The following is a 25,640-nucleotide window of genomic DNA, read 5'->3' as shown; positions in this document are numbered from 1 at the left end:
CCAGAGAACAATTATGATCATAGCGCAAACTACGGTGTTGCCAATATTTTGCAGATGTTTTCCTCTTTGCCAGCGATAGATTAAACTTGTTGGTTTAGTATTAATTTTTTGTGGCTTTTGTTGATCTCAAGGACGATCATGACCGGTTTTCCTCGTATTGAACGCTTACCGCCCTATGTGTTTAACATCACTGGCGAATTAAAAATGGCGGCGCGCCGTCGCGGTGAGGATATTATCGATATGTCGATGGGGAACCCCGATGGGGCTACACCACAGCATATTGTGGATAAGCTGGTTGAAGCAGCCTCTCGTCCAGATACGCACGGTTATTCTGTTTCCCGTGGTATTCCTCGTTTGCGCAAAGCGATCTCTGATTGGTATGAGCGTCGTTTTGATGTGAAAATCGATCCTGATGACGAAGCCATTGTGACTATTGGTTCCAAAGAAGGTCTGGCGCACTTAATGCTGGCTACCTTGGACCAAGGCGATACTGTACTGGTACCAAACCCTAGCTACCCTATTCATATTTATGGTGCAGTTATTGCGGGTGCCAATATTCGTTCCGTACCGGTGATTCCAGGTACTGACTTCTTTGAAGAAGTAGAACGAGCAGTGCGCGAAACGATTCCTAAACCTAAAATGATGATTTTGGGTTTTCCAAGTAACCCTACAGCGCAATGTGTGGACTTGTCCTTCTTTGAGCGTATTGTGGCCTTGGCAAAAGAACATAACATCTTGGTGGTGCACGATTTGGCGTATGCCGACATCACTTTTGATGGTTACGAAGCACCTTCTATTATGCAAGTTGAAGGGGCGCGTGATGTAGCGGTGGAGTTTTTCACCATGAGCAAAAGCTACAACATGGCCGGCTGGCGTATTGGTTTTATGGTGGGTAATAAAGAGCTGGTGTCTGCATTGGCTCGTATCAAAAGCTACCATGACTACGGTACGTTCACTCCGCTGCAAGTTGCAGCAATTGCAGCATTGGAAGGTCCACAAGATTGCGTCAAAGAAGTGGTAGAGCAATACCGTAGCCGCCGCGATGTATTGACCAAAGGCCTGAAAGAAATTGGCTGGGATGTAGACGTGCCAAAAGCATCTATGTACATCTGGGCACGAATTCCTGAGTTTTACCGTGCTCAAGGTTCATTAGAGTTTTCCAAGCGTTTGTTGGCTGATGCCAAAGTTGCGGTGTCCCCTGGTATTGGCTTCGGCGAGTACGGCGACGAGTATGTGCGTTTTGCACTGATAGAAAATGAGCAACGTACACGCCAAGCGGTACGTGGTATCAAAGAAATGTTCCGAAAGGACGGGTTGTTGAAATGAGTCCAATAAAAGTTGGTTTGCTGGGTTTAGGTGTTGTTGGTGGTGGCACCTGGAAAGTCTTGACACAGAATGCGGATGAAATCGCTAGACGTGCAGGTAGACGTATTGAAGTGGTTGCTGTAGCTGTTCGTGATGTGCAAAAAGCACGTGACTTACTGGGCGACAGTGTAAGCATCAGTACAGATGGCATGGATGTAGTGAATAATCCTGATATTGATGTAGTGGTTGAGTTGGTGGGTGGTGAAACACTGGCCAAAGACTGGATCATGCGCGCAATTGAACTAGGCAAGCATGTAGTCACTGCGAACAAAGCACTGTTGGCTGTGCATGGCAATGAAATTTTCGCTGCTGCACATAACAAAGGTGTGATGGTGGCGTTTGAGGCGGCGGTGGCCGGTGGTATTCCTATCATTAAAGCCATTAGAGAAGGCTTGAGTGCTAACCGCATCCAATGGGTAGCAGGCATCATCAACGGTACAACCAACTTTATTTTGTCTGAAATGCGCTCGCGAGGCCTGTCTTTTGAGGCAGCGCTGGCTGATGCACAAAAGCTAGGCTACGCTGAAGCGGATCCTACCTTCGATATTGAAGGTGTGGACGCGGCGCACAAACTGACCTTGTTGTCGGCTTTGGCCTTTGGTATTCCTGTACAGTTCAGCACGGCACACATTGAAGGCATCACGTCCTTGGCTGCTGAAGATATTCGCCATGCTGAGCGTCTTGGCTACACCGTGAAGCTGTTGGGTATTACCCGTCACCGCGAAGAAGGTATTGAGCTGCGCGTGCACCCAACACTGGTTCCTACGGACTCCTTGTTGGCTAACGTGCAAGGTGCCATGAACGCGGTAATGGTGCATGGTGATGCGGTAGGTTCTACCGTGTATTACGGTGCTGGTGCTGGCGAGTTGCCTACTGCTTCTGCCGTAGTGGCAGATTTGGTGGATGTGGCACGTTTAATGACGGCTGATCCCGAACACCGCGTACCGTACTTGGCTTTCCAACAAGATGCGATGGCTGACACCCCCATTTTGCCTATGGCAGAAGTGCGTTCCGCTTACTACTTGCGCTTGCGTGTAGCCGATCAACCCGGCGTGTTGGCAGATGTAGCCCGTATTCTGGCGCAGGGCAAAATCTCTATTGAGTCCATGTTCCAAGAGCCTGCACAAGATGGTGAAGCCGATATCATCTTCCTGACACACGTGGCTCGCGAAGGCGATATTGACCAAGCTACTGCTCAAATTCAGCAATTGCCATTTGTGCGTTCAGACCTAATCCGTTTGCGCGTGGAGAGTTTGTAATGCGTTATGTTTCTACACGTGGTGGCATGCAGCCCCAAGAATTCGCTGATATTTTGTTGGAAGGTTTGGCTCCAGACGGCGGTTTGGCTATTCCCGAACACTACCCACAAATAGACAGCACTACATTAGAAAGCTGGCGCAAGCTGGAATACCACGAATTGGCTTTGGAAATTCTGTCCATTTTCGTGACCGATATTCCGCGTGCTGACTTAGCTAAACTGACAGCAGCTGCCTACAACCCTGCGTTGTACGACGGTGGCGTGATGGTGCCTCTGAAGCCCTTGAAAGGGCAAATTAGTTTGGTAGGCTTGTCGCAAGGCCCTACCTTAGCCTTTAAAGACATGGCCATGCAGTTCTTAGGCCAAGTATTTGAGTACGTGCTGACACAGCGCGGCACCACCATTAATATTCTGGGCGCAACATCAGGTGATACGGGCTCTGCTGCCGAGTACGCACTGAAAGGCAAAAAAGGCGTGAATGTATTCATGCTGTCGCCTTTTGGCCGTATGAGTGAATTCCAGCGTGCACAGATGTACAGCTTGCAAGATGCCAACATCCATAACCTGTCGGTGAAAGGGGTGTTTGATGATTGCCAAGATATCGTTAAAGCCTTGGCTGGTGATTTGGATTTCAAATCACGCTGGCACTTGGGCGCAGTGAACTCCATTAACTGGGCACGTATTGCGGCTCAGGTGGTGTATTACTTCTGGGCGTGGCTACGTGCCACCGAGAAACCCGGTCAGCAAGTATCATTTGCCGTACCGTCAGGTAACTTCGGTAATATTCTGGCGGGCCATATTGCACGACAAATGGGCTTGCCTGTACGTAAGTTGGTCTTGGCGACTAACGAAAACAACGTGCTGGAAGAGTTCTTCCGCACCGGTGTGTACAAGCCTCGCAGTTCAGAAAATACCTATGCTACCTCTAGCCCCTCTATGGATATTTCCAAAGCCTCTAACTTTGAGCGCTTTGTGTTTGATCTAGTGGGGCGTGATCCTAAGGCTCTAGCCGCTTTGTGGGCACAATTGGGCACTCAAGGTTATTTCGATCTTAGCGATAAAAAAGCTGAGTTTGAAAACACCTATGGTTTCGTTGCGGGTACAAGCTCACACGCAGACCGTTTAGAAACCATTCGTTCGGTGCACCAAGAAACGGGTGTACTCATCGATCCTCATACTGCTGACGGTGTAAAAGTAGCGGCTCAGTTTGTGGAAGAGGGTATTCCTATGCTGGTGCTGGAAACAGCTTTGCCGGCCAAGTTCTCGGAAACTATTGAAGAAGCTATTGGCCAACCCGCACCGGTACCTGCACATCTGCAACACTTGGCGTCGTTGCCACAGAAAGTAGAAGTGCTGGATGCTGATGTAGAGCAAATCCGCCGTTATGTGGAAACACACGCGGCTATTTAATGATCACGCACACGTAACAAGGAGCACAGCGTGAGTATTCAACGTTTTGAACCCAATGCCAGAATGAGTGAAGCTGTGGTGCACTGTAATACCGTGTACTTGGCAGGCCAGATTGGTAACGAAGGCCAAGATATCACCGAGCAAACTCGCACCGCGTTGGCCGAGGTTGATCGTGCTCTGGCCTTGGCAGGTACTAACAAATCCAACATCTTGCAAGCCACTATCTGGCTAAGCGATATGAATGATTTTGCGGCCATGAATGCCGTATGGGATGCGTGGATTGATCCACAAAACCCGCCTGCACGTGCTACAGGTAAAGTAGAACTGGCTAACCCTAAGTTGGGCGTGGAAATTGTAGTGATTGCTGCGTTGCCTCAGTAAGTTGTAGGCAAGAGGGAAGAAAAAGCTGAAACGTTGATGCGTTTCAGCTTTTTTTATGGCTGTTTGGTCAGTGCTTGTGCGCTTTTAATGCCGCTACGTACGGCACCTTCCAGCACGCCAGGGTAGGGGTTCTGTAACCAGTCTCCAGCAAGTTTAATAGCAGGCCAGAATGTGTTTTCTTCGGCTCTGAAGGCGGTGGGGGTGGCTTCAAAGGTAGCGCGCTTTTCTATGATCAACTCATGTTGTTTAAAGGCAGGTAACGGGCTGCGTGATTGTGTTTGCTCACGTAGTTGTGCTTCCGTCTTTTGAGCCAGTGTTTCGCGCCCCAGTAGGCTGGCATCACCTGCATTGCTAATGACTACACTAATTAAATTGCGTGCAAAGCTATTGGGAATAGCGTGGTGGTTGAATAGCCATTGTCCGTAATGCTGTTTGTGCGGCTGTTCGTGCAACATCAGTAGTGGTTCGGGTTCTAACCAAGGGCTACGTGGTTGCCAGTACAGGGTGGCAATAGGGCGATGGCGCACGCTTTGCACCTGCTGCAGCCACGCTTGCTCTTGAAGCGTGCTGGCAAGAGGTTCCAGTAGGCGTGCGCAATCGTACGGGGGGAGCGCTAGGATACACGCATCAAAGTGCTGCCCATCTACTTGTACGCCCATATCGGTAGGGATCAGACTTTGTACTCTATGACCAAGCAATAGTTCACTGTGCTGCAATGCATGGCTAGCCCATAGTGTTGAGAGGTCCTGCTTGGGGATGAGCATTTGGCTGTCTACGCGCCTACCACCTAGGCTATCGCGCAGCACATTGGCAAACAGTTGGGCACACGCAATGTCTATGGGGGTGTTCATGGCTGCCAAACAGAGGGGCTGCCAGAAGTGCTCAATCAGGGTGTGACTCTGTTGGTGCTGTTGTAGCAGTTGCTGCACGGTTTGTTGTGGGGGAACTTGCCACTGCTGCTGTTGTAGTGCCAGTTGTAAGCGTATGAGCTTGTGTTTGTCTGACCAGCTATAGCCTTTAGCCATCAGTAAACCTGCCGCCATGTGTAAGGGGGCGGGTAGCGCTTTAGCGCGTAATTGATACTGGGCATCAGCGCTGATAATTCCCAGTTCAGTACGATGGAACGCTTGTTCTGTGTTGATACCCAGCTTGCGCATCAATTGCAGGGTCTGAGTATAGGCACCCAGCATCAGGTGCTGGCCGTTGTCTATGGGATGACCAAAGACGCTATTGGGCACACAACGCGCACGTCCACCTAGTTGTCGTGCTGCCTCAAAAACGGTGACCTGATGTTGGTGGCTAAGCTGGCTGGCTGCCGCAGCACCTGCCCAACCAGCACCAACAATGGCAATCTTCATCGTGCAAAAAGACGTTTTAGGTTACGGCCACCACGTACCCATGTTTTCCATGCTAGCCAGAATTTTCTAATGGGGGTCAGAGAAATGCGCTGATCCAGTACGGGCCATTTGTCGCGTGCGATCTCTACCAATAACGCGTGGTAGATGGCGGCCATCAATAACCCTGGGCGTTGAGCACGGCGATCTTGTTCGGGCAAGCTTTGTAGGGCGTCACGGTATAGACCATAGGCGCGTTCAGTTTGAAAGGCCATTAAGGCTTCAAAGTTGCTGCTGTGTCTACGGTCTAGAATATCGACGCCTTTGACCGAAAATTTTTCTAATTCATTAATAGGCAAGTAGATACGCCCACGGCGGGCATCATCACCCACATCACGAATAATATTCGTGAGCTGAAAAGCCAAGCCTAACTTCTGGGCATATTCGGTAGTTTCAGGGCAGGTCTGACCAAAGATTTTGGCAGACATCACGCCTACTACGCCAGCGGCATGCCAGCAGTAGCGTTGTAGATCTTCCCAGGTTTCGTACCGAACTTCGTCCAGATCCATTTCCATGCCGTCTATAACGGCCAAGAGTTCTTCGGCACGAATGTCGTAAACAGCTACATGCTCAGACAATGCTTTCATTACGGGGTGTGTAGCTTGGCCTTGGTAAAGCGCATCGACTTGCTCGCGCCACCAAACCAGTTTCATACGCGCAACGGATGCTTCACGAATTTCATCGACTACATCGTCTACTTCCCTACAGAAAGCATATAAAGCGGTGATGGCGCGGCGTCGCTCCTGTGGCAGAAACAGGAATGCATAATAAAAGCTGGAGCCACTCTGGGCGGCTTTGTTTTGGCAATATTCGTCAGGACTCATGCGGCGTAGCGGGCATCTATCAAGGAGTAGGGGAAGGCAATGGTCGTAGGCTACGCCAGAGCAAACACCCCCAATCGGCTTTGGCCAGAACGGGGCGTTGATGGAACATATCAAAGCCTACTTGCTCAAGGCGTTCAAGTATACGCAAGCCTCCCAAGATTACCAACTTTAGCTCTAGGGCTATACGGCCAGGTAACTGTTTAACCAGCGGAGCACCACTGAGTAGCAAGTGGCGAGCGTGTTGCACTAAAAACTGCATGAGTGCTTGCCATGCTGGGTCTAGATACGCGCTAGGGTTTTGTTGGCAGAGTGTGGGGAAATCGTGCGGCAACCCGTATTGCTGCATCAAGTGTTGTGGCAAATAGGCTCTATCTTTTTGCCAATCAATGGCGACGTCTTGCCAGAAATTGGTTAATTGCAGACCTGTGCAAATTGCATCTGACCAGTGCAGGTTTTCGGCGTTGTCCGCTTTATACAGCCCCAGCATCAAGCGTCCCACTGGGTTGGCAGAACGACGGCTGTAATCCATGAGTTCTTCTAGCTCGTTATAGCGGCTTTGTTGAACGTCTTGGCAGAAGGCCGACAGCAAATCATAGAACGGTTTATACGGCAGGTGATGCTGCTGTATTTGGGTGGCCAGTGGCTCAAATATGGGTTGTAGCTCAGCCAGTTTTGCAGGAAGCGCGTGGCCTTTTTCTAGGTATTGCAAGGCCTCTTCATAGTTGTGCAAGGCTGTCAAGCGTTGTTCGCTGCTTGCATCGCCTTCATCAGCAATATCATCGGCGCTACGTGCAAACCTATAGATGGCGTGTACGGCCGGGCGCAATGCTCTAGGCAGTAAAACAGAGGCTACTGGGAAGTTTTCATAGTGATCTACAGACATGTAGCAAGTATAAAGCACAGTGTGGCGCAAGGTGCTCACCCCTTAGCGTATTGCCACATTCTGGTTTAGACTTTCAGGCAGAATAATCGCGAGGTCTACAATGAAAAATAAATGTGTACTGGTAACGGGTGCCACCAAAGGCATAGGTTGGGCGATCAGTCAGCGTTTGGCCGATGCGGGAGCGCATGTAGTGGGGTTGGCGCGTAACACGCAAGATATAGACTTTCCAGGCTATCTCTACGCATGTGATTTGACCAATGCTGGGGAAACCGAGGAAATGTTGCGATTGATTCGCGAAAAATACCCGGTAGACGCTATTGTTAATAATGTAGGTATTGTGCGGCCTAGCCCATTGGGTGAAGTGGATCTGGCGGCGTTGTACGAAGTGTTTGATCTAAACGTACGTGTCGCCGTGCAGGTTACCCAAGCTTTTCTGCCCTCCATGAAAGCACGCAGAGAAGGGCGTATCGTGAATATTTGTAGCCGAGTAGTGAATGGTGCCTACGATCGCACCAGTTATTCGGCAGCTAAAAGTGCCTTGTTGGGGTGCACACGTACCTGGGCACTGGAGCTGGCTCCTTATGGCATCACGGTAAACGCCGTATCGCCAGGGCCAGTGGAAACTGAACTGTTCCGTGCAGGTCACCCTCACGGTGGCGAGGCCGAGAAAAAAACGCTGGCGTCTATCCCTATGGGGCGTATTGCCGAGGCCAGCGAAGTGGCTGCTGTAGTCGCCTTTTTATTAAGTGATGAAGCTGGCTACATCACAGGTCAAGAAATTGGTGTAGATGGTGGAAGTAGTTTGGCAGGACGATAAAGCCTTATGGTGACACAACGCCGCGCGGCAAAAAAAGCAAAAATTACCTTTGTGTGTTCCGAGTGTGGGGGCGAAAGCCCTCGCTGGGAAGGTAAGTGCCCACATTGTAATGAGTGGAACACCTTGCAAGAGTTTAAAGATAGCTCTGGCGGGGCGGGTGAAACGAATAGGTTTGCAGCGCTGGCCGGTGCGAGTCCTGTACAAAAACTGACTGACGTGCAGGCGCGAGAATTGCCGCGCCAGCCTAGCGGTATAGAAGAGTTTGACAGGGTATTAGGCGGTGGTTTAGTACCTGGTGGGGTGATCTTACTCGGGGGTGACCCCGGTATTGGGAAATCCACCTTGTTGCTACAAGCCATGGCGGCTTTGGCCAAAATTGAGCCTGTACTTTATGTCACCGGCGAGGAATCCGCCGAGCAGGTAGCCTTACGTGCTAAGCGCTTAGCGGTAGATACGGAAGGGGTAGATCTGCTGGCTGAGATCCGGCTGGAATCCATTATTGAAACCTTGATAGAGCGTCGCCCGTTGGTGGCGGTGATTGACTCTATTCAAACCTTGTATTCCGGTGAGCTTAGCGCTGCACCGGGGTCTGTGTCGCAAGTACGTGAGTGCGCGGCGCAATTGACACGCGTTGCCAAGCAGCAAGGTATTTCTATTGTGTTTGTAGGGCATGTGACCAAAGATGGTTCGCTGGCAGGCCCTCGTGTGTTAGAGCATATCGTTGATACGGTCTTGTACTTTGAAGGGGACACCCATTCGTCGTATAGGTTAATACGAGCCTTCAAAAACCGCTTTGGTGCGGTAAACGAACTGGGCGTATTCGCGATGACCGACAGAGGGTTACGAGGGGTGAGCAACCCATCGGCCTTGTTTTTGTCGCAGCACCAGCAGAAAGTACCGGGTTCATGCGTGATGGCCACCCAAGAAGGAACCCGTCCTTTATTAGTGGAAATCCAAGCGTTAGTTGATACAGCCCACGTACCTAACCCAAGACGCTTATCGGTAGGGCTAGAAGGTAACCGTTTGGCAATGTTGCTAGCAGTGATGAACCGTCATGCTGGCATCGTTACTTATGATCAAGACGTGTTTGTGAATGCGGTAGGCGGTGTGCGTATTACGGAGCCTGCCGCTGACTTGGCTGTGCTGCTATCTATCATGTCGTCGCTTAATAACAAGCCTTTACCTGAAGGTTTGGTGGTGTTTGGAGAGGTGGGGTTGTCAGGCGAAATACGTCCGGCACCTCGAGGCCAAGAGCGCCTTAAGGAAGCCGCGAAACTGGGCTTTAGCATCGCCTTGATCCCACAGGCTAATGCTCCCCGCCAAGCTATTGAAGGCTTAGAAGTATGGCCTGTGGCACGAATAGAAGAAGCGGTAGATAGACTGCGAGGACGCTAAGTCATGGATATGGTGCTGCAGCTTATCCTATTCATGGCAATAGGTGCCGGTATAGGGTTTATTGGTGGTATCTTGGGTATAGGTGGCGGCTTGCTCGCGATTCCCTTGCTCGTGTTGATGCAAGATATGGATCAACAGTTAGCACAAGGTACGGCCTTGATTATGGTGTTACCCGCCGTTATGCTGACTATACGTAAGTACAACCAATATGCACGTATAGATAGAGGTTCTGCGCTGGCGGGTGCTGCCAGTGCCAGTTTGTTTACCTGGGTAGGCGCTTTTTTTGCATTAAGCTTGCCTTCCGATACCTTACGTTTGATCTATGCCCTGTTCGTATTGGCAGTGGCGTTGTACTATTTTCAGCAAAGTGCTGCACTGCGGAATCGCCGCTCACCACCTACCAAACAAGCCTCAGACCATTCGCGTTCCTCTTTTGCGTTATTGGGTGTGCTAGCGGGTTTAGCGGGCGGTATTTTTGGTGTGGGTGGATCGGTAGTCGCCGTACCCGTGCTAACACGGTTTTTTAAATTATCCCAATTCAATGCACAAGCATTAGGGTTGACGATGGTGCTACCGGGGTTGACGGTGGCGTTGTTAACCTACGCTTCACATGGGCAGGTAGATTGGCATATTGGTATCCCTATGGCGCTAGGCAGTATGTGTTTGGTGCCCGTAGGTGTGCGGTTAGCGCACGGTATGCCAGAGCCAAGGCTAAAGCTGATTTTTGCCTGCATGTTATTGTTAATCATGGTGCTTTTGCTTCTAAAGATTTGATATGACATTGCTGGATTCACGTACCTTCCATGTGCATCATGGGCAGTATCACACCTTGTATGCCAATCCTTTAGGCAGGGTGTTTGACGAAAACTTGTTTGATCCTGAAAACCCAGAGCTACGTGCCGAGAAGGTGAGCCAAGGGGGGCGTCAAGCGGCATGGTTTGTGGATCTACCTATAGATATGCAAGGGGTGCTGCGTTTTTATAGACGTGGCGGGTTAGTCGGCAAGGTAGTGCGTCAACGTTACGCGTGGTTAGGGGCGGGTAATACACGCTCGTGGGCTGAGTTCGTGGTCATGCAGTATTTACATGCGCGTATTCCACAGCATGTGCCTGCACCGTTAGCTGCGATGTATCAACGTTTTGGCTGGTCGTACGAGGCCGCCATTATTGTTGAGCGAGTGCCTAACGTTAAGCCCTTGGCGACTTGTTTGGATAAAGCCGATCCACAAGTCGTCGCCAAGGCTATTTTGGCGATGCATGAGGTGGGTGTGTGGCACGCTGACTTGAATGCCTACAATATTTTGTTGGATGCGTTTGATCAGGTTTGGCTTATCGATTTTGATAGGGCCAGACGCGTCACCATGGACGATAAAAAACGCCAAGGAAACCTACAAAGATTGCAGCGATCTTTGCAGAAAGTGTGTGGTCCGGATGGCGGATTATGGTGGCAGGAATTAAATCGGGCTTATCTGCAACAATAGCCAAATAAACGATGACCTCGCCATGCTAAAACCGCTATCATCACGGTTTTTGGTTTGTACGTTTTCAAAGGGGTTCGCCAATGAGCTTCGGTTATGCAAAACACACCCTGTTGGGTGCCGCGCTGGTGCTTTCAGCTACTTCCGTTTTGGCCCAAGAGAAAGTTGTTAATGTATACAACTGGGCAGAATACACGGCTCCAGATACCTTATCCGGTTTTGAAGAAAAAACAGGTATCAAGGTTCGGTACGATGTGTACGACAGTAATGATACGTTGCAGGCCAAATTGTTAACGGGCAAATCAGGGTACGACGTTGTAGTACCTTCTACGCATTATGCAGCGCGCCAAATTGAAGGCGGCCTGTTTCAAAAATTAGATAAAAGCAAACTGCCTAATTGGGAACACTTGGATCCCGACATCATGGCGGTATTGGCCGATGTAGACCCTGGTAACGATTACTTGATTCCATGGGGCTATGGCACCAATGGTCTAGGCTATAACGTAGACAAAGTACGTGAGATTTTTGGTGATGACGTAGACCTAGGTAACTGGGATATGTTGTTCAAACCCGAGAACGCTGAGAAGCTGAAGTCCTGCGGTATTTCCGTGTTGGATGAGGCAGCACAAGTGTTCCCCGCCGTACTGTACTACTTGGGTAAAGACCCCAATAGTTCTGACCCAGAAGATTACAAAGAAGCCTTGGCGTTGCTCAAGCAAATACGCCCTTACATTCGCCAGTTTAGTTCGTCAGGTTTTATTGACGAGTTGGCTACCGGCGATTTGTGTATGGTGTATGCCTTCTCGGGCGACGTGATGATTGCAGCGAATCGTGCCAAAGAAGCAGGTAAAACCTACAAGGTGGATTACTACATTCCTGAAGGCGGTGCGCCCATCTGGTTTGACACCATGGCTATCCCTAAGGATGCCTCCAACGTAGAGGCTGCACACGCGTTCATTAACTACATTGAAACGCCTGAAGTACACGCTGCTATTACCAACACCATGTTCTACCCCAACGCGAATAAATCAGCACGTGAGTTCGTGGTGAAAGAAGTGGCGGATAACGTGATGATTTATCCACCTGCAGAGGTAGCACAAACGTTGTTTGTGATTAAGCCGCAACCATTGCCTGTACAGCGTTTGCAAACACGCATGTGGGCAGAACTGAAATCAGGACGCTAACTCGATGTTGGAAAACCGTTCAGCCGCAACATCGTGGGCGGGAGCAGAGGATGAGTTCGTCAGAGTAGAAAACGTCGTCAAGATTTTTGGCGATACCGTGGCGGTGAAATCCGTAAATTTATCGGTACAGCGTCACGAGTTTTTTGCTCTGTTGGGCAGTTCTGGGTGTGGAAAGTCTACACTGCTGCGCATGTTAGCTGGCTTTGAGGAAGTGACTTCCGGCCGTATTTATCTCGACAACGAAGACATCACTGACCTGCCGCCCTATAAGCGGCCGGTCAACATGATGTTCCAGTCGTATGCGCTATTCCCGCACATGACAGTAGAAGCCAACGTGGCTTTTGGTCTGAAGCAAGAAGGTGTGCCTAAGAATGAAATTCATGAGCGCGTTTTTGAGGCGTTAGATTTAGTACAAATGGCAGGCTATGCACGTCGTAAGCCTAGCCAACTGTCGGGTGGTCAGCAGCAGCGTGTAGCATTGGCGCGTAGTTTGGTGAAGCGACCTAAGCTGTTGCTGCTAGACGAACCCATGTCGGCATTGGATAAGCAGATTCGTACCAAAACACAGGTTGAGTTGGTCAAAATCTTGGAGCAAGTGGGTGTGACCTGCATTATGGTGACTCACGACCAAGAAGAGGCCATGACCATGGCGCACCGTATTGCAGTGATGACGGCAGGCCAGATAGAGCAATGTGGTACGCCTTACGATGTGTATGCCTTTCCTAATTCGCGTTTTGTGGCGGGTTTCATCGGTTCTACAAACTTGTTTACCGGTGAGATCGTAGTAGACGAACCTGACCATGTGGAAATAGGTAGCGATGAACTGTCTCGCGTGCTGCATGTGAACCACGGTATTAGTGAGCCACTGGGCATGGAAGTCTATGTGTCCATACGCCCTGAACAGATAGTGGTTAGCCATGCTCAACCCGAGCAGGAAAAAAACTGGGGCCACGGTGTGGTCAGCCATATGGCTTGGATGGGTAGCTACGTGCGCTACCAAGTACGCCTAGATTCGGGCAAGGTGGTGGAGTCCCACATGCCTAGCCTAACCTTGGCTCAAGCCGATGCGCCCGGCGTGGATGATGAGGTGTACGTCAGTTGGTCTGACGACAGTGCGATTGTGTTGCCATCATGAAGATTTTTAGCTGGCGCCGCTATGTGCCATCAGGCAGGTCGTTAGTCATAGGTCTGCCTTTTGTCTGGCTGTTTTTGTTCCTGTTTATTCCTTTCTTGCTGGTATTTAAGATCAGTTTTGCGGATCTTAAATTTGGCGTGCCGCCCTATACGCCGCTGGCTGAAATGCAAGACGATACCTTGTCGCTGCTGTTGCACTTACGTAGTTACGTGCTGCTGTTTAGCGATAATTTGTATCTGGATACCTATTTCAGCTCGGTCAAAATTGCTGCTATCTCCACCTTCTTTTGTGTGTTGATAGGTTATCCCATGGCGTATTACATCGCCAGAGCCAAGCCGGGTATTCGGCATTATTTGTTGTTAGCGGTAATTTTGCCCTTTTGGACCTCACTGTTACTGCGAGTCTATGCATGGGTAGGATTGTTGCGTACTGACGGTGTGATCAATAACGTCTTGCTGTGGCTGGGGGTGATAGACAGCCCCTTAACGTTGTACCGCACTGAATTGGCGGTATATATAGGGCTGGTATATGCCTATCTGCCTTTCTTTATTTTGCCCTTGTACGCCAACCTAGTGAAGCTAGATGTGCGTTTGCTAGAGGCAGCATCTGACCTAGGTGCGCGTCCATGGTCCACATTTTTGCATGTGACCTTGCCGCTTTCTATGCCGGGTGTGATTGCCGGTGCCATGTTGGTCTTTATTCCTTCTATAGGTGAATACGTAATCCCGGAAATGCTGGGTGGCGCGGACACCTTGATGATGGGGCGCATTATGTGGAACGAGTTCTTTAATAATGCAGACTGGCCGATGGCAGCAGCGGTAACGTGTGTGATGGTGTTGCTGTTGATTATCCCGTTGGTGCTGTTCCAGTACAGCCAAATGCGACATCTGCAAAACGAAAGGAAATAGCGATGGTGCGTCCTAATCCTTGGTTACGAGGCATCGTACTGTTCATAGGCTTTGGCTTCTTGTACATGCCCATCCTGTTCTTAATGGTGTTTTCATTTAATGATTCCACCTTGATGACGTCGTGGTCTGGCTTTTCATTGCGTTGGTACAAATCGCTAATGAACGATCATGCGCTGCTGGATGCTGCAAAGCTGTCCTTTTTGATCGCTGGCATGACAGCGACGGCAGCGGTGGTTTTGGGCACGTGGGCAGGCTATGTGTTGGCACGCATGGGTAAATTCCGTGGCTTTGCTATGTATGTAGGTATGCTCAGCGCGCCGCTGGTGATTCCCGAGGTGGTACTGGGTATTTCTCTGTTGTTGATGTTTGTGGAGTTCTCCAAGCTTTTTGGTTGGCCTGCAGAAAATGGCATCTTCACCATTTGGGTGGGGCATGTGTTGCTGTGTATGGCGTATGTGGCGGTGGTGGTGCAGTCGCGTATTCGTGACTTCGATCGTTCACTGGAAGAGGCGGCCATGGATTTGGGGGCAACACCACTAAAGGTGTTTTTCCTGATTACCTTGCCCTTGATAGCGCCTGCATTAATGGCAGCATGGCTGTTAGCCTTCACCTTGTCCTTAGACGATGTGGTGATTGCCTCCTTCTTGTCTGGCCCGGGTTATACCACCTTGCCAGTAGAGGTGTTCTCGCGCGTGCGCTTAGGGTTGAAGCCAGAAATCAATGCGCTTGCTACACTGTTTATCTTAATCGTTGGCTTGGTGGTGATTGTGGCGAATCGTCTTCAGCACCAAGTGAATAAAGCAGAACAGTAAGGAGTCACCATGCTACGTGTTTATGGCATCAAAAATTGCAGTACGTGTGTAAAAGCCCTGAAATGGTTGGAAGCTCAAGGCCAGCAAGTGGAGTTCATCGATTACCGTGCTAATCCGGTTGATCCTGCACTGTTGCAAGACTGGGTAAAGCAATTAGGCGAATGGCCCAAGCTGGTTAACCGTGCTTCGATGACATGGCGTAATTTGGACGATGCATTAAAAACACCAGCAAGCGATGCCGATTGGTTGGCCATTATTGCGACACATCCAACAGTGGTGCGTCGTCCCGTAACGGTTAAAGCGGATGGTAGTGCCATAGCCGGTTTTAACGAAAAGAAAATGATAGAGTTTTTAGGCTAAGCCTATCACTCAATACGTAGGCCACGCGTTTTGCGTGGTTGTGGTTGTAACGAGTAAAAATGACTATGTATACCCAAACAGAACTAAAGGCCCACGTTGCACAAGCAGCTGTGGAATTTGTATTGCCACAACTGCGTACCGACAGCATTTTAGGTGTAGGTACCGGATCCACTGTGGATTTGTTTATAGATGCTCTGGCGGCACATAAAGGGGCATTTAAGGGGGCGGTTTCTAGCTCCGAGCGCTCTACTCGCCGCATGCGTGATTTGGGTATTACGGTTTACGACTTAAACGATGTGGAGTCCTTGCTGTGGTATGTGGATGGCGCCGATGAGTTGGATCCTAGTCTTGCCATGACCAAAGGTGGTGGCGGTGCACTAACTCGCGAGAAGATTGTGGCGTCGGTTGCTAAGAACTTCTTATGTATTGCAGATGCTTCCAAAGAAGTAGCCGTGTTGGGTGCATTCCCTCTACCCGTAGAGGTGATTCCTATGGCGCGTGCAGCCGTTGCGCGTCAACTGGCAGCATTGGGTGGTAATCCTGTGTTGCGTGCTGATTTCATCACGGATAACGGTTGCCAGATTTTGGATGTGCATGGTTTGCAGATTCAAGATCCTAAAGCCTTAGAACAACGTATTAACAATATTCCTGGTGTGGTGTGTTGTGGCTTGTTTGCCTTGTCAGGTGCGAGTATCGCCTTGATCGCCTCTCAAGAGGGTGTACAACGACGAGAGCTATCGGACTCGTAACACCTCTGTCATAATGAGGCGGTATCCTAAGGTTTATTTTTATTCAGTAGCGTCTATCAAGGGTAGTATCCATGATTGAACACACCAACAAACAATTTCACAGCGATTTAGAAAACACACGCTCCCTTTTCTTGAAAATGGGTGGCATCGTGGAGTCTATGGTGCGTGAAGCAATGGAAGCCTTGTTCAGCGGTGATCTCACTTTAGTTGAAAAAGTGCGTGAGCGAGAGAAAGAGGTGAATGCACTGGAAGTCGAAATCGACAGTCGCATTACTCACTTGATCGCTCGTAATCAGCCTACCGCTATCGACTTGCGTATGCTGCTGTCCATCTCCAAAATGCTGACCGACATGGAACGCTGTGGTGATGAGGCCGAACGCATTGCCAAAATGGTGCGCCGACTTTACGAAAACGAATCTGGCTACGAGCCAGTCGTAGAACTACGCCACATGAGCATGTCTGTGATTAGCATGATTAAAAACACGTTGGATGCCTTTGCGCGCCAAGATGCGATTCGTGCAGCAGAAATCGTACGTAGCGACAAAGAAGTGGACCGTGAGTGGAAAGCCTCTTTGCGTCACATCAGTACCTTCATGATCGAAGACCCACGTACTATCTCGCGTTCTATAGACCTGATTTTCTTGGCCCGTGCGCTAGAGCGTATTGGTGACCATGCGAAAAACATGGCAGAACGTGTGATTTACATGGTGCATGGCGATGATGTGCGTCACGCTGGTGTGAAAACAGCTGAGCGTGTGGCCAGAGGGGAAAGCATGGATGCTATCCCTGAAGCGACTGCTGAAGCTGCAGCAACAGATAGCACAGCGTCTGAGCAAGCCTAAGAGGTTGTGAGGTTGTGCTAAACGCTCCGTGAAAGCGGGGCGACGATTAAAAAAGCTCTGGTGTGATGCCGGAGCTTTTTTGTTTCCTCCGTTTCCTCAGGGTTGTTCGCGATTGATAGATTTACTACCCTCTCTTAAGCGTCATACGGTTTTATTCGTGATGTGGGTTAACGGTGAGTGGCCTTTACTCGTCATACTGGCTCAAGATAACGGCTGTATCCATCGCACATGCTGGGGAGCTGCAGAAGAATTTTTTGTGATTTGAGACACCAAATCAAAAAAATTTTCTTTCCGCCCCCCTGAACATGCTGCTACTGATAGGTTTACCGCCCTTTCTTGTGGGCCGTTCTAGTAGGCTCGAAATGCCCTGCTAAGAGCTGAGGTAGGCTTCTATGCTGAGTGTTGGGGAGCTACTGGGACAGTTTTGTTTTAGCTTAGCGACTGCGACTCTGAGGTAAGCCAGGCAATTAGCAACAGCATTGAATAAAAGGCACAGCGTGACACTATGTGTTTGTACAGAAGTACGCACACCCACAGAAATCACCTACCTAAAAACCTCTGCAAGCGACGAGCAAAAGGCGGATGGAAGTGTTTTTTTATTTGGTGTCTCAAATAAAAAAATACTTTCGCAGCCTTAGGCTAATGCAGTCCAGTCGTGAGTAAGTGGGCTTTAAGCTCATTACATGCGTTTAGAGGCTAACCTTAGGCTATGGCAGCGAGCCTTGAGTATGCACTGACGACATGATGAAGAGGCAATATTACGAGATTGCAAGCACAAAAAAATCCCGCCGAAGCGGGACTTTTTATACGTTGCAACGTTGGGGTTAGCCTAGCAAAGCATGCACACCCAAGTTAATCAGTAAACCACCACCCAGCAGCCAGCCGAACAATATCAACGCTAACAGTAGTGGGCGTATACCAGCACGGCGCAACACAGAAACGTGTGTGCTTAAGCCTAAGGCACCCATCGCCATCGCCAGCAGCAAGTTATCCAACACAATACCGTTTTCAACCACAGTACGAGGCAGTACCGATGTGGAGTGAATGGCTATCACCAAGATAAAGCCTAAGGCAAACCAAGGGATCACAATTTTCTTACCGGATTGTTCGGCTTGTGGGTTGTGTTTGCGCTCGTAGCGCAGCAAGCCCCAGGCCAACAGCATCAGGAAAGGAGCCAACATGATCACGCGTACCATTTTGCTGATCACGGCCGCACCAGCCGCTTCTTCACCTGCAGCACGACCTGCTACCACGACTTGGGCTACTTCGTGCACGGTAGAACCAACGAACACACCGTATTGCTGGGCATCCATGGCTAACCAACCTTGTTGGAAGAACAGGTTGTACAGCACGGGCCACAAGAACATAGCGATGGTACCGAAGATGACGACGGTAGCAATGGCGACGGTGACGTGTTCAGCACGGCCTTTCACAATGGGTTCTGCAGCCATCACCGCAGCAGCACCACAAATTGAAGCGCCGGTACCAATCAGCAAGGTGGTGTGTCGGTCCATCTTGAATAAGCGCATCCCTAAGAAGCAGGCGATCGCAAAGGTGGAGCCTAACATCAACGCATCAATCACAACCCCTGTCACGCCTACTTGTGCAATGTCTTGAAAGGTCAGGCGCAGGCCGTAGAGCACAATGCCGGTACGCAACAAACGGGTTTTGGAAAAATCCACGCCTGCTGATGTATAGGGTTGAACGCTAGGGTAGAAGGTATGGCCACAAATCATGCCCAGCACAATGGCAATGGTAAGCGGGCTTAAGCCATTGGCCATAAACCAAGGTTGTTGCCCTAACCACATGGAGACTAGCCCCAGTAAACCGGTGAGCAGCAAACCTGCGAACATAGAAGACGACTTGGGCCAAGTCGTAACCTGATGAGATGAAGAATGTGATGTGGCCATGATAGTACTCGCAATACAACAGTGATAGACATCATGACCGTCTTTGTCTTATTTGTTAAATTGGTTATATAGTTATAGTTGATCTAATCTATAGATATAGAGCGTCATGAAAATTACCTTGCGTCAGTTGCAGATCTTTGTCGCTATTGCCGAGCATGGCAGTACCACGGCTGCGGCCGAGCAAATCCCCTTGTCTCAATCGGCAACCAGTGCGGCCTTGGCAGAGCTAGAGCTATTGTTGGGTACTAGCCTCTTTGACCGCATAGGTAAACGTTTATCGCTAAACGAGACAGGTCGTAGTTTGCTGGAGGCGGCGCGGGGGACTATCAATAATGTGCAAGAAATAGAGCGCAATTTTGGTATGGGTGAAGGGCGTAGTTTGCCAGCGTGGATACGCTTGGGGGCTAGTACTACGTTGGGTAATTACGTGATGCCTGAGCGTATTGCTAAGCTGCTACGTACCGAGCCGCTTACGCAAGTACAGATGCGTATAGGCAACACACAAGAAATTATCAGTGCTGTGCAGCGACTAGATGTAGACGCGGGAGTCATTGAAGGCCCCTGTCATGCAGATGATTTGGATGTGCAACCTTGGGGTATTGATGAGCTGGTGGTGGTGGCATCGCCTGAGCACAAACTGGCCAGGGACTCCCAGCGTTGCTCTATAGAGGCATTGCGCGCGCAGCGCTGGCTGGTACGAGAAGCAGGTTCAGGTACTAGAGAGTCAGTAGATAATGTGTTGCTGCCGCATTTGGGTGGCTTTTCCAGCAGTATGCAACTGGGCAGTACGGAAGCCATTAAGCAGGCGGTGGGGGCGGGGTTAGGGATTGCGTGTTTGTCTAGCTGTTCAGTGCAAGATTTGTTAGCACTGGGGCGGTTGACTGTATTGACTACAGCGTTACCGCCCCTAGAACGCATGTTGTATCGCATTGCTCATCGTAGTAAGTGTTTTTCGCCCAGCTTAACGCGTTTGCTGGAGCCACTGATGAGCGACTCTACACGTTAGTCGTTGTGCGGTACGAAGCCTTGAGCTTCAACGTCTTTATCGTCGAACAAGTAGTTTTGCATTTGTTCAGCCAAATATTGGCGAGCACGAGCATCAGCCAAATTCAGGCGGTTTTCATTCACTAAACGGGTTTGAATACCCATCCAGTTATTCCAAGCTTCTTTGGAAATGGAACGCCAGATTTTGACGCCTACCTCACCGGGGTAAGGTGGGAAATCAAGCCCTTCGGCTTGGCGTTTGAGTTTGATACAGTCAACCATACGGGTCATGAAGAATTCCTCGTCAAAGTTTTTTGATGAATACTAGGCTATTGCGCGAGCGGTTGTACAAAGCCCGTTTTTCTTTGGGAAGATCGGATACGCCACCTTGCACAAAACCGCGCTTAATAAACCAGTGCGATGTACGAGTGGTGAGTACGAATAAACGTTTTGCACCCATAGCACGGGCGCGACTTTCTGCGTGGCGCAGCAAGAGTTCACCCTCACCACTGCCTTGCCATTCTGAGTGGACGATCAAACAGGCCATTTCTACCATGCCTTCGTCCAGGTACGGAGTGACCGACACGCAACCGTAAATAATGCCGTCGTGCTCTAGTACGGTGAAGCGTTCTACTTCGCGCTCTACCACAGCACGGCCGCGAGGTACTAGGGTGCCATCAGCCTCTAAGGGCTCAATTAATTGCAAGATGGATGCCACATCATCCAACGTAGCGGGACGCAGGTCATCCAGTGTGTCTTCTACCACCATGGTGCCTACACCGTCGTGGGTAAAGATCTCTAACAAAATACTGCCATCCAGCGGGTAGGGCACGATGTGTGCACGAGCAATACCGCGTTTGACGGCTTGAGAGGCGCTACGTAGAAATACGCTGGAGTCCTCGCTTAATGCATTAGCGCTCAAGAGCTGATCCGCATCCGCACGAGCTAGCTCGCCATCAATGGTTTGGTCAGCGTCTAGGTTAGCGAGAGGGGCTGGGGTTAGGTAGATCAGTTTTTCTGCACGCAAGGCTACAGCGGCATTTAACGCCAATTCTTCCATGCTCAGGTCAAAGGCATCACCGGTAGGCGAGAAGCCCAGCGGTGACAGCAGTACAATAGCGCCTTGGTCCAGAATCTTACGCATGGATTCGGTATCCATTTTGCGTACGGCACCAGCGTGTTGGTAGTCCACACCATCAATGACGCCCACAGGTCTAGCCGTCACAAAGTTACCGGAAATCACGCGTATTTGCGCATGGGACATAGGGGTATTGGGCAAACCTTGGCTAAAAGCCGCTTCAATATCCAAACGTATTTCACCTGCGGCTTCTTTAGCGCATTCTAAGGCGGCGGGGCTGGTGGGCGATGTTCCACGTCCAAAGGTGTTTTTCTCGCCCTTTAACAGTAGCTGCTCATTGACTTGGGGGCGAGAACCGTGAACCAGCACTAGGCGTATACCTAGCGCAGAAAGCAAGGATAAGTCGGGTATTAGCGTGGATAGAAAGTCATCAGCAATGAGCTCACCGCCAAAGCCTACTACAAAGGTTTTTCCACGAAATCGGTGCACATACGGAGCAACTTCCCTAAACCAGCGTACAAACTGCGCGGGAGCGAATTCTGGTGCATCATGGGCGGAAAGGGTGTCGCTGTCATTGTTGCTCATAAGCCTGCCTGAATGGGTCAGTGATCAAAACCAAAACAAAATTATAATGAGGGACTATTTAGAGAAGCGAGTTTCATGCAAGAGCCTGTAGACGTTGCGGGAAAGCCAACATTTCCCCTAGTAATTGAGTACCCAGAAGAGTTGCCGGTTAGCGCCCGCCGCGAGGAAATCGCGCGCGCCATACAAAAGCATCAAGTGGTTATTGTAAGCGGTGAAACCGGTTCAGGGAAAACCACGCAGCTACCAAAAATTTGTCTAGAGCTGGGACGTGGCCACAAAAAAATGATAGGCCATACCCAGCCGCGCCGTTTGGCGGCGACTTCAGTGGCCCAGCGTATCGCAGAGGAACTGAATACCGAGATAGGCGAATGGGTAGGTTACCAAATTCGTTTTGCCGATCGTAGTGGCCCCAACTCAGCCATTAAGCTGATGACGGATGGTATTTTGTTGGCGGAAAGCCAACGAGATCCTTTGCTGCGCCGCTACGATACCCTGATTATCGATGAGGCGCACGAGCGCAGTTTGAATATCGATTTTTTACTGGGGTTTTTGAAGCAGTTGTTGCAACGACGCAAAGATCTAAAACTGATCATTACGTCGGCCACCATTGATGCAGCAAAATTTGCCGAGCATTTCGCCATAGACGGTGTGGCGGCACCTGTTATCGAGGTGTCAGGGCGATTGTACCCAGTCGAGGTGCTCTACCGTCCGGTACTGCAAGATAAGAAAACCGAAGAGGGTAGTAGCAAAGAGAAAGAAAAAGACGATGAGCGTGATTTAAATGACGCCATCGTAGACGCGGTGAACGAATGTAGTCGCTATGGCGAAGGCGATATTTTGGTGTTCTTGCCTGGTGAGCGAGAGATTCGTGATGCCGCGGAAAGCCTGCGTAAAGCGCAATTACGTGGCACGGAAATTTTGCCGCTGTATGCGCGGTTGAGTAATGCCGAACAAAGTCGTATTTTTCACCCTCAGGGTAATGCTAGACGAGTCGTGTTAGCGACTAACGTGGCTGAAACTTCGCTAACCGTACCCGGCATACGCTATGTGATTGATAGCGGCTTGGCACGCATTAAGCGTTATTCGTGGCGCAACAAAGTAGAGCAGCTACGTATAGAGCCGATCAGCCAAGCATCTGCAAACCAGCGTGCGGGGCGTTGTGGTCGTATAGGTCCAGGTGTATGCATTAGGCTTTATGCCGAACAAGATTACGCGCAGCGTCCTGCCTTTGGTGATCCGGAAATTCTGCGCTCATCCTTGGCAGGGGTGATTTTGCGCATGAAAGTGCTCAAGCTAGACGATGTAGAGCATTTCCCCTTTGTTGATAAACCCACAGGCAGGGCGATTGCCGATGGTTATCAACTCTTGCACGAATTGGGGGCATTAGATGACGAGCGTCACTTAACCAAAGTAGGCCGCTCATTGGCCCACCTGCCGGTAGACCCTCGTGTAGCCCGCATGATTTTGGCCGCACAAGATCAGCAGTGTTTGCACGAAATGCTGATTATTGCTTCGGGGTTGTCGGTACAAGATCCACGTGAGCGCCCTATGCATGACAGGGAAGGGGCCGAGCGTGCGCATCAACGTTTTGTCGATGCACAGTCAGAGTTCATGTCGTTTCTGAAAATGTGGGAATGGTATGGCGAGCAGGTGAAAAGTCGCTTGTCACAGCGAAAACTCAGTAAAGCGCTGAAAGATCAGTTCTTGTCGCCCATGCGCTTTAGAGAATGGCGCGAAGTGCACAAGCAGTTATTGAATTTGGTGCGTGAGGCAGACTGGCGTGTGAATACCGAACCAGCCACGTACGAACAAATTCATTGTGCGCTGCTAACAGGTTTGGTGGCGAACGTAGGCTATAAAGCAGAGGAAGGTTCGTTCTATCAAGGCACACGAGACATTCGTTTTGTGTTGCACCCCGGCTCTACCTTAGGTAAGAAGGCGGGGCGTTGGGTGTTGGCTGGCGAGCTGGTAGAAACCACGCGTTTGTTTGCCCGTTGCTTAGCACGTATAGAGCCACAGTGGATTGAAAAAGTAGCCGATCACTTGCTGAAAAAACTGTGGTCTGATCCGCGTTGGGATAAGCGTAGTGGCCGCGTAGTGGCTAATGAGCGTGCCAGCTTGTATGGCCTGCAAATCTACAATGGTAGACGTGTGCACTATGGTCGTATCAATCCCGAGGAGTCTCGCGAGATCTTCATCCGCGATGCGCTAGTGGCTGGGGAAATCCAATCCAACTTGCCTTTTTTGCGTCATAACAAGCAGCAGGTGCAAGCGATTGAAAAGCTGGAGCATCAATCTAGACGTCCTGATATTTTGGTGGACGATAGCCTGATTCAAGCCTTTTACGAACGCCATATTCCTGCTCATATACATCAGACTGCCACACTAGAGAAATGGTACAAGGGGCTGGATAAACAGCAAGCGGCAGCATTGTTACTGAACCGCGATGAGCTGATGCGTCATGATGCGGCCGGTATTACCACCGATGTGTTTCCGCGTAACGTGACGTGGGAAGGCGTCAGCATGGCGTTGGATTATCACTTCGAGCCAGGCTCCTTGCGTGACGGTGTCACCATGACGGTACCGGTATTTCAGTTAAACCGTCTGAACAATCAGCGTTGTGAATGGTTGGTGCCGGGGATGCTGAAAGAAAAAGTGCAGTGGTTGTTGCGTTCATTGCCGCAGCGCATGCGCCGGCATTGCGTGCCCATTCCTGAGTACGCCGAGGGCTTTCATGAGCGGTGGTTTGAACAAGCCCAAGACCCTAAGCTGTCGCTGATACAAGCCTTGATAGACGATGTATGGCAAGAGCGTAGACAGCGCTTGCAAGCTACCGACTTTAAGCCTGAAACCTTACCTGCTCACTTGTTCATGAACTTTAAAGTGGTGGACGAGCATGGGCGTATGCTGGCCGGTGGTCGCAATCTTGATAAGCTCAAAGCAGAACATGGGAAAAAAGCACAAGAGTCCTTCCAACGCTTAGCCGCTGAAGATACAGAGGTGGCCAAAGCGTTAGACCACGAAAAAATTACCGAGTGGTCATTTGGTGAGTTGCCTGAACTGCTGGAAATACGTAGAAATCAGCGCAGCGTAGTAGGCTATCCGGCACTGATAGATCAAGGTGAGTATTGCGAGTTGGACGTCTTTGACGAGCCAGAACAAGCCTTGCGTCAGCACCGTGCAGGGTTGCGTAGGCTATTTAGAATCGCCTTGCGTGAACCCTTGAAGTTCCAGGAAAAAAATATTCCGGATCTTACCAAAATGAGCATGTTGTTTATGCCATTAGGTACACAGAATGTGCTGCGCGACCAAATCTTGGATGCCGCGATTGATAGCGTCTGTTTGATGGACCCGTTGCCCGTGAATGCAGAGCAGTTTGCTGCACGCGTCGAGCAAGCACGCCCACGACTAGGCTTGATTGTGCGAGAAATCGCCAGACAAACCTTGGCAGTACTAACAGAGTGGACGGCATTGCAGCGCAAGGTAGTAGGTATTAAGAGCCATACTCAAACGTATGAAGACATGCAAGCGCACCAATCTCGTTTGATGCATAAGGCCTTTATCAGCGACAATAGCCCTCAGCGACTTGCGCACTTTACTCGCTACTTGAAAGCTGCGCAGGTGCGTATAGATAAGTTACGTACTGATCCAGCGCGAGATGCGCGTTGGATGGCAGAATTACTACCGTTGCAAACAAAGTTTTTGCGAGCGGTTGTGGCGGCTAAAGGGGCTGAAGACCAGCAGTTAGAAGAGTTCCGCTGGATGCTAGAAGAGTTGCGGGTCTCGCTGTTTGCTCAGGAGCTACGCACTCCTATGCCTATTTCCGCCAAACGTTTGGAAAAAGCATGGGCAGCCATGCAGCGCTAAATACGAATTGAATACAGGTTGG

The 25,640-nt window shown here is 50.1% G+C and carries 23 protein-coding genes; 17 read left to right on the top strand and 6 right to left on the bottom strand.

Translation table 11 applies throughout. The annotated features are described in order from the left end of the window. Window positions 1-138: 138 nt before the first annotated feature. From alaC to GY634_RS10280, 4 genes are read left to right on the top strand one after another with little or no spacing between them, the layout of a single operon-like run. Complete coding sequence (alaC, locus tag GY634_RS10295) at window positions 139-1,326, top strand: alanine transaminase (RefSeq protein WP_166408458.1); 1,188 nt, start codon at window positions 139-141, stop codon at window positions 1,324-1,326. Next, complete coding sequence (locus tag GY634_RS10290; RefSeq protein WP_166408457.1) at window positions 1,323-2,624, top strand: homoserine dehydrogenase; 1,302 nt, start codon at window positions 1,323-1,325, stop codon at window positions 2,622-2,624. Before alaC ends, GY634_RS10290 begins: the two co-directional genes overlap by 4 nt. Beyond that, window positions 2,624-4,033 (top strand): threonine synthase, encoded by a 1,410-nt coding sequence (gene thrC / locus GY634_RS10285; RefSeq protein WP_166408456.1) that lies wholly within the window; start codon window positions 2,624-2,626, stop codon window positions 4,031-4,033. Before GY634_RS10290 ends, thrC begins: the two co-directional genes overlap by 1 nt. 30 nt (window positions 4,034-4,063) lie before the next feature. Then, window positions 4,064-4,414, top strand: a complete 351-nt coding sequence (locus tag GY634_RS10280) for a RidA family protein (protein ID WP_166408455.1) — start codon at window positions 4,064-4,066, stop codon at window positions 4,412-4,414. 53 nt (window positions 4,415-4,467) lie between these two features. Here GY634_RS10280 and hpnE read toward each other — a convergent pair whose 3' ends face one another. Genes hpnE through hpnC form a run of 3 tightly spaced genes read right to left on the bottom strand, consistent with a single transcriptional unit; the run spans window position 4,468 to window position 7,515 of the window. After that, complete coding sequence (gene hpnE / locus GY634_RS10275; protein WP_166408454.1) at window positions 4,468-5,772, bottom strand: hydroxysqualene dehydroxylase HpnE; 1,305 nt, start codon at window positions 5,770-5,772, stop codon at window positions 4,468-4,470. Further along, window positions 5,769-6,632 carry a presqualene diphosphate synthase HpnD gene (gene hpnD / locus GY634_RS10270; RefSeq protein WP_166408453.1) on the bottom strand — a complete coding sequence of 288 codons (864 nt, stop codon included), beginning with the start codon at window positions 6,630-6,632 and terminating at the stop codon, window positions 5,769-5,771. Before hpnD ends, hpnE begins: the two co-directional genes overlap by 4 nt. Window positions 6,633-6,651: 19 nt before the next feature. Further along, entirely contained in the window at window positions 6,652-7,515 is an 864-nt protein-coding gene (hpnC, locus tag GY634_RS10265) for a squalene synthase HpnC (RefSeq protein WP_166408452.1), read from the bottom strand. A 100-nt stretch (window positions 7,516-7,615) separates the two neighbouring features. Here hpnC and GY634_RS10260 point away from each other — a divergent pair, with 100 nt between their 5' ends. From GY634_RS10260 to phoU, 11 genes are all read left to right on the top strand, one after another. After that, a complete protein-coding gene (locus tag GY634_RS10260) occupies window positions 7,616-8,332 on the top strand; it encodes an SDR family oxidoreductase (protein ID WP_166408451.1) in 717 nt (238 codons plus the stop codon). A gap of 6 nt (window positions 8,333-8,338) precedes the next feature. Then, window positions 8,339-9,727 (top strand): DNA repair protein RadA, encoded by a 1,389-nt coding sequence (radA, locus tag GY634_RS10255; RefSeq protein WP_166408450.1) that lies wholly within the window; start codon window positions 8,339-8,341, stop codon window positions 9,725-9,727. Window positions 9,728-9,730: 3 nt separating this feature from the next. Further along, window positions 9,731-10,501: a sulfite exporter TauE/SafE family protein gene (locus tag GY634_RS10250; RefSeq protein ID WP_423227297.1), complete on the top strand. Its 771-nt coding sequence runs from the start codon at window positions 9,731-9,733 to the stop codon at window positions 10,499-10,501. A 1-nt stretch (window position 10,502) separates the two neighbouring features. Continuing rightward, window positions 10,503-11,207, top strand: coding sequence for a 3-deoxy-D-manno-octulosonic acid kinase (locus tag GY634_RS10245; RefSeq protein WP_166408449.1), 705 nt, complete (start codon window positions 10,503-10,505; stop codon window positions 11,205-11,207). Between the two features lie 80 nt (window positions 11,208-11,287). Further along, the gene (locus tag GY634_RS10240; protein ID WP_166408448.1) at window positions 11,288-12,388 is read left to right on the top strand and encodes a polyamine ABC transporter substrate-binding protein; all 1,101 of its coding nucleotides are present in this window, start codon (window positions 11,288-11,290) and stop codon (window positions 12,386-12,388) included. Window positions 12,389-12,392: 4 nt separating this feature from the next. Continuing rightward, window positions 12,393-13,523 (top strand): ABC transporter ATP-binding protein, encoded by a 1,131-nt coding sequence (locus tag GY634_RS10235; RefSeq protein WP_166408447.1) that lies wholly within the window; start codon window positions 12,393-12,395, stop codon window positions 13,521-13,523. Continuing rightward, the gene (locus tag GY634_RS10230) at window positions 13,520-14,431 is read left to right on the top strand and encodes an ABC transporter permease subunit (protein ID WP_166408446.1); all 912 of its coding nucleotides are present in this window, start codon (window positions 13,520-13,522) and stop codon (window positions 14,429-14,431) included. The genes GY634_RS10235 and GY634_RS10230 overlap by 4 nt, the downstream gene beginning before the upstream one ends. Window positions 14,432-14,433: 2 nt before the next feature. Beyond that, entirely contained in the window at window positions 14,434-15,243 is an 810-nt protein-coding gene (locus tag GY634_RS10225; RefSeq protein WP_166408445.1) for an ABC transporter permease subunit, read from the top strand. Window positions 15,244-15,252: 9 nt separating this feature from the next. Then, window positions 15,253-15,603: a Spx/MgsR family RNA polymerase-binding regulatory protein gene (locus GY634_RS10220; RefSeq protein ID WP_166408444.1), complete on the top strand. Its 351-nt coding sequence runs from the start codon at window positions 15,253-15,255 to the stop codon at window positions 15,601-15,603. 65 nt (window positions 15,604-15,668) lie between these two features. Next, on the top strand, window positions 15,669-16,352 hold the full coding sequence (gene rpiA / locus GY634_RS10215) for a ribose-5-phosphate isomerase RpiA (RefSeq protein WP_166408672.1): 684 nt from the start codon (window positions 15,669-15,671) through the stop codon (window positions 16,350-16,352). A 71-nt stretch (window positions 16,353-16,423) separates the two neighbouring features. After that, window positions 16,424-17,194: a phosphate signaling complex protein PhoU gene (gene phoU, locus GY634_RS10210; protein ID WP_166408443.1), complete on the top strand. Its 771-nt coding sequence runs from the start codon at window positions 16,424-16,426 to the stop codon at window positions 17,192-17,194. A gap of 824 nt (window positions 17,195-18,018) precedes the next feature. On the opposite strand, the gene GY634_RS10205 is transcribed toward phoU, so the two are convergent. Continuing rightward, entirely contained in the window at window positions 18,019-19,104 is a 1,086-nt protein-coding gene (locus GY634_RS10205) for a YeiH family protein (RefSeq protein WP_166408442.1), read from the bottom strand. Between the two features lie 106 nt (window positions 19,105-19,210). Here GY634_RS10205 and GY634_RS10200 point away from each other — a divergent pair, with 106 nt between their 5' ends. Beyond that, window positions 19,211-20,110: a LysR family transcriptional regulator gene (locus GY634_RS10200; RefSeq protein WP_166408441.1), complete on the top strand. Its 900-nt coding sequence runs from the start codon at window positions 19,211-19,213 to the stop codon at window positions 20,108-20,110. Here GY634_RS10200 and GY634_RS10195 read toward each other — a convergent pair. Further along, window positions 20,107-20,379 carry an oxidative damage protection protein gene (locus GY634_RS10195; protein ID WP_166408440.1) on the bottom strand — a complete coding sequence of 91 codons (273 nt, stop codon included), beginning with the start codon at window positions 20,377-20,379 and terminating at the stop codon, window positions 20,107-20,109. The genes GY634_RS10200 and GY634_RS10195 overlap by 4 nt on opposite strands. 13 nt (window positions 20,380-20,392) lie before the next feature. Beyond that, window positions 20,393-21,751 (bottom strand): amino-acid N-acetyltransferase, encoded by a 1,359-nt coding sequence (argA, locus tag GY634_RS10190; protein WP_166408439.1) that lies wholly within the window; start codon window positions 21,749-21,751, stop codon window positions 20,393-20,395. A 75-nt stretch (window positions 21,752-21,826) separates the two neighbouring features. Between argA and hrpA the strand changes: the two genes are divergently transcribed. Beyond that, entirely contained in the window at window positions 21,827-25,618 is a 3,792-nt protein-coding gene (gene hrpA, locus GY634_RS10185) for an ATP-dependent RNA helicase HrpA (RefSeq protein ID WP_166408438.1), read from the top strand. Window positions 25,619-25,640 lie beyond the last annotated feature (22 nt).

The sequence above is a fragment of the Paenalcaligenes suwonensis genome (assembly GCF_011290505.1).
Taxonomy (GTDB): domain Bacteria; phylum Pseudomonadota; class Gammaproteobacteria; order Burkholderiales; family Burkholderiaceae_B; genus Paenalcaligenes; species Paenalcaligenes suwonensis.
The sequence above is the reverse complement of the archived record's forward strand: the minus strand, read 5'-3'. Positions and strand labels throughout refer to the sequence as shown.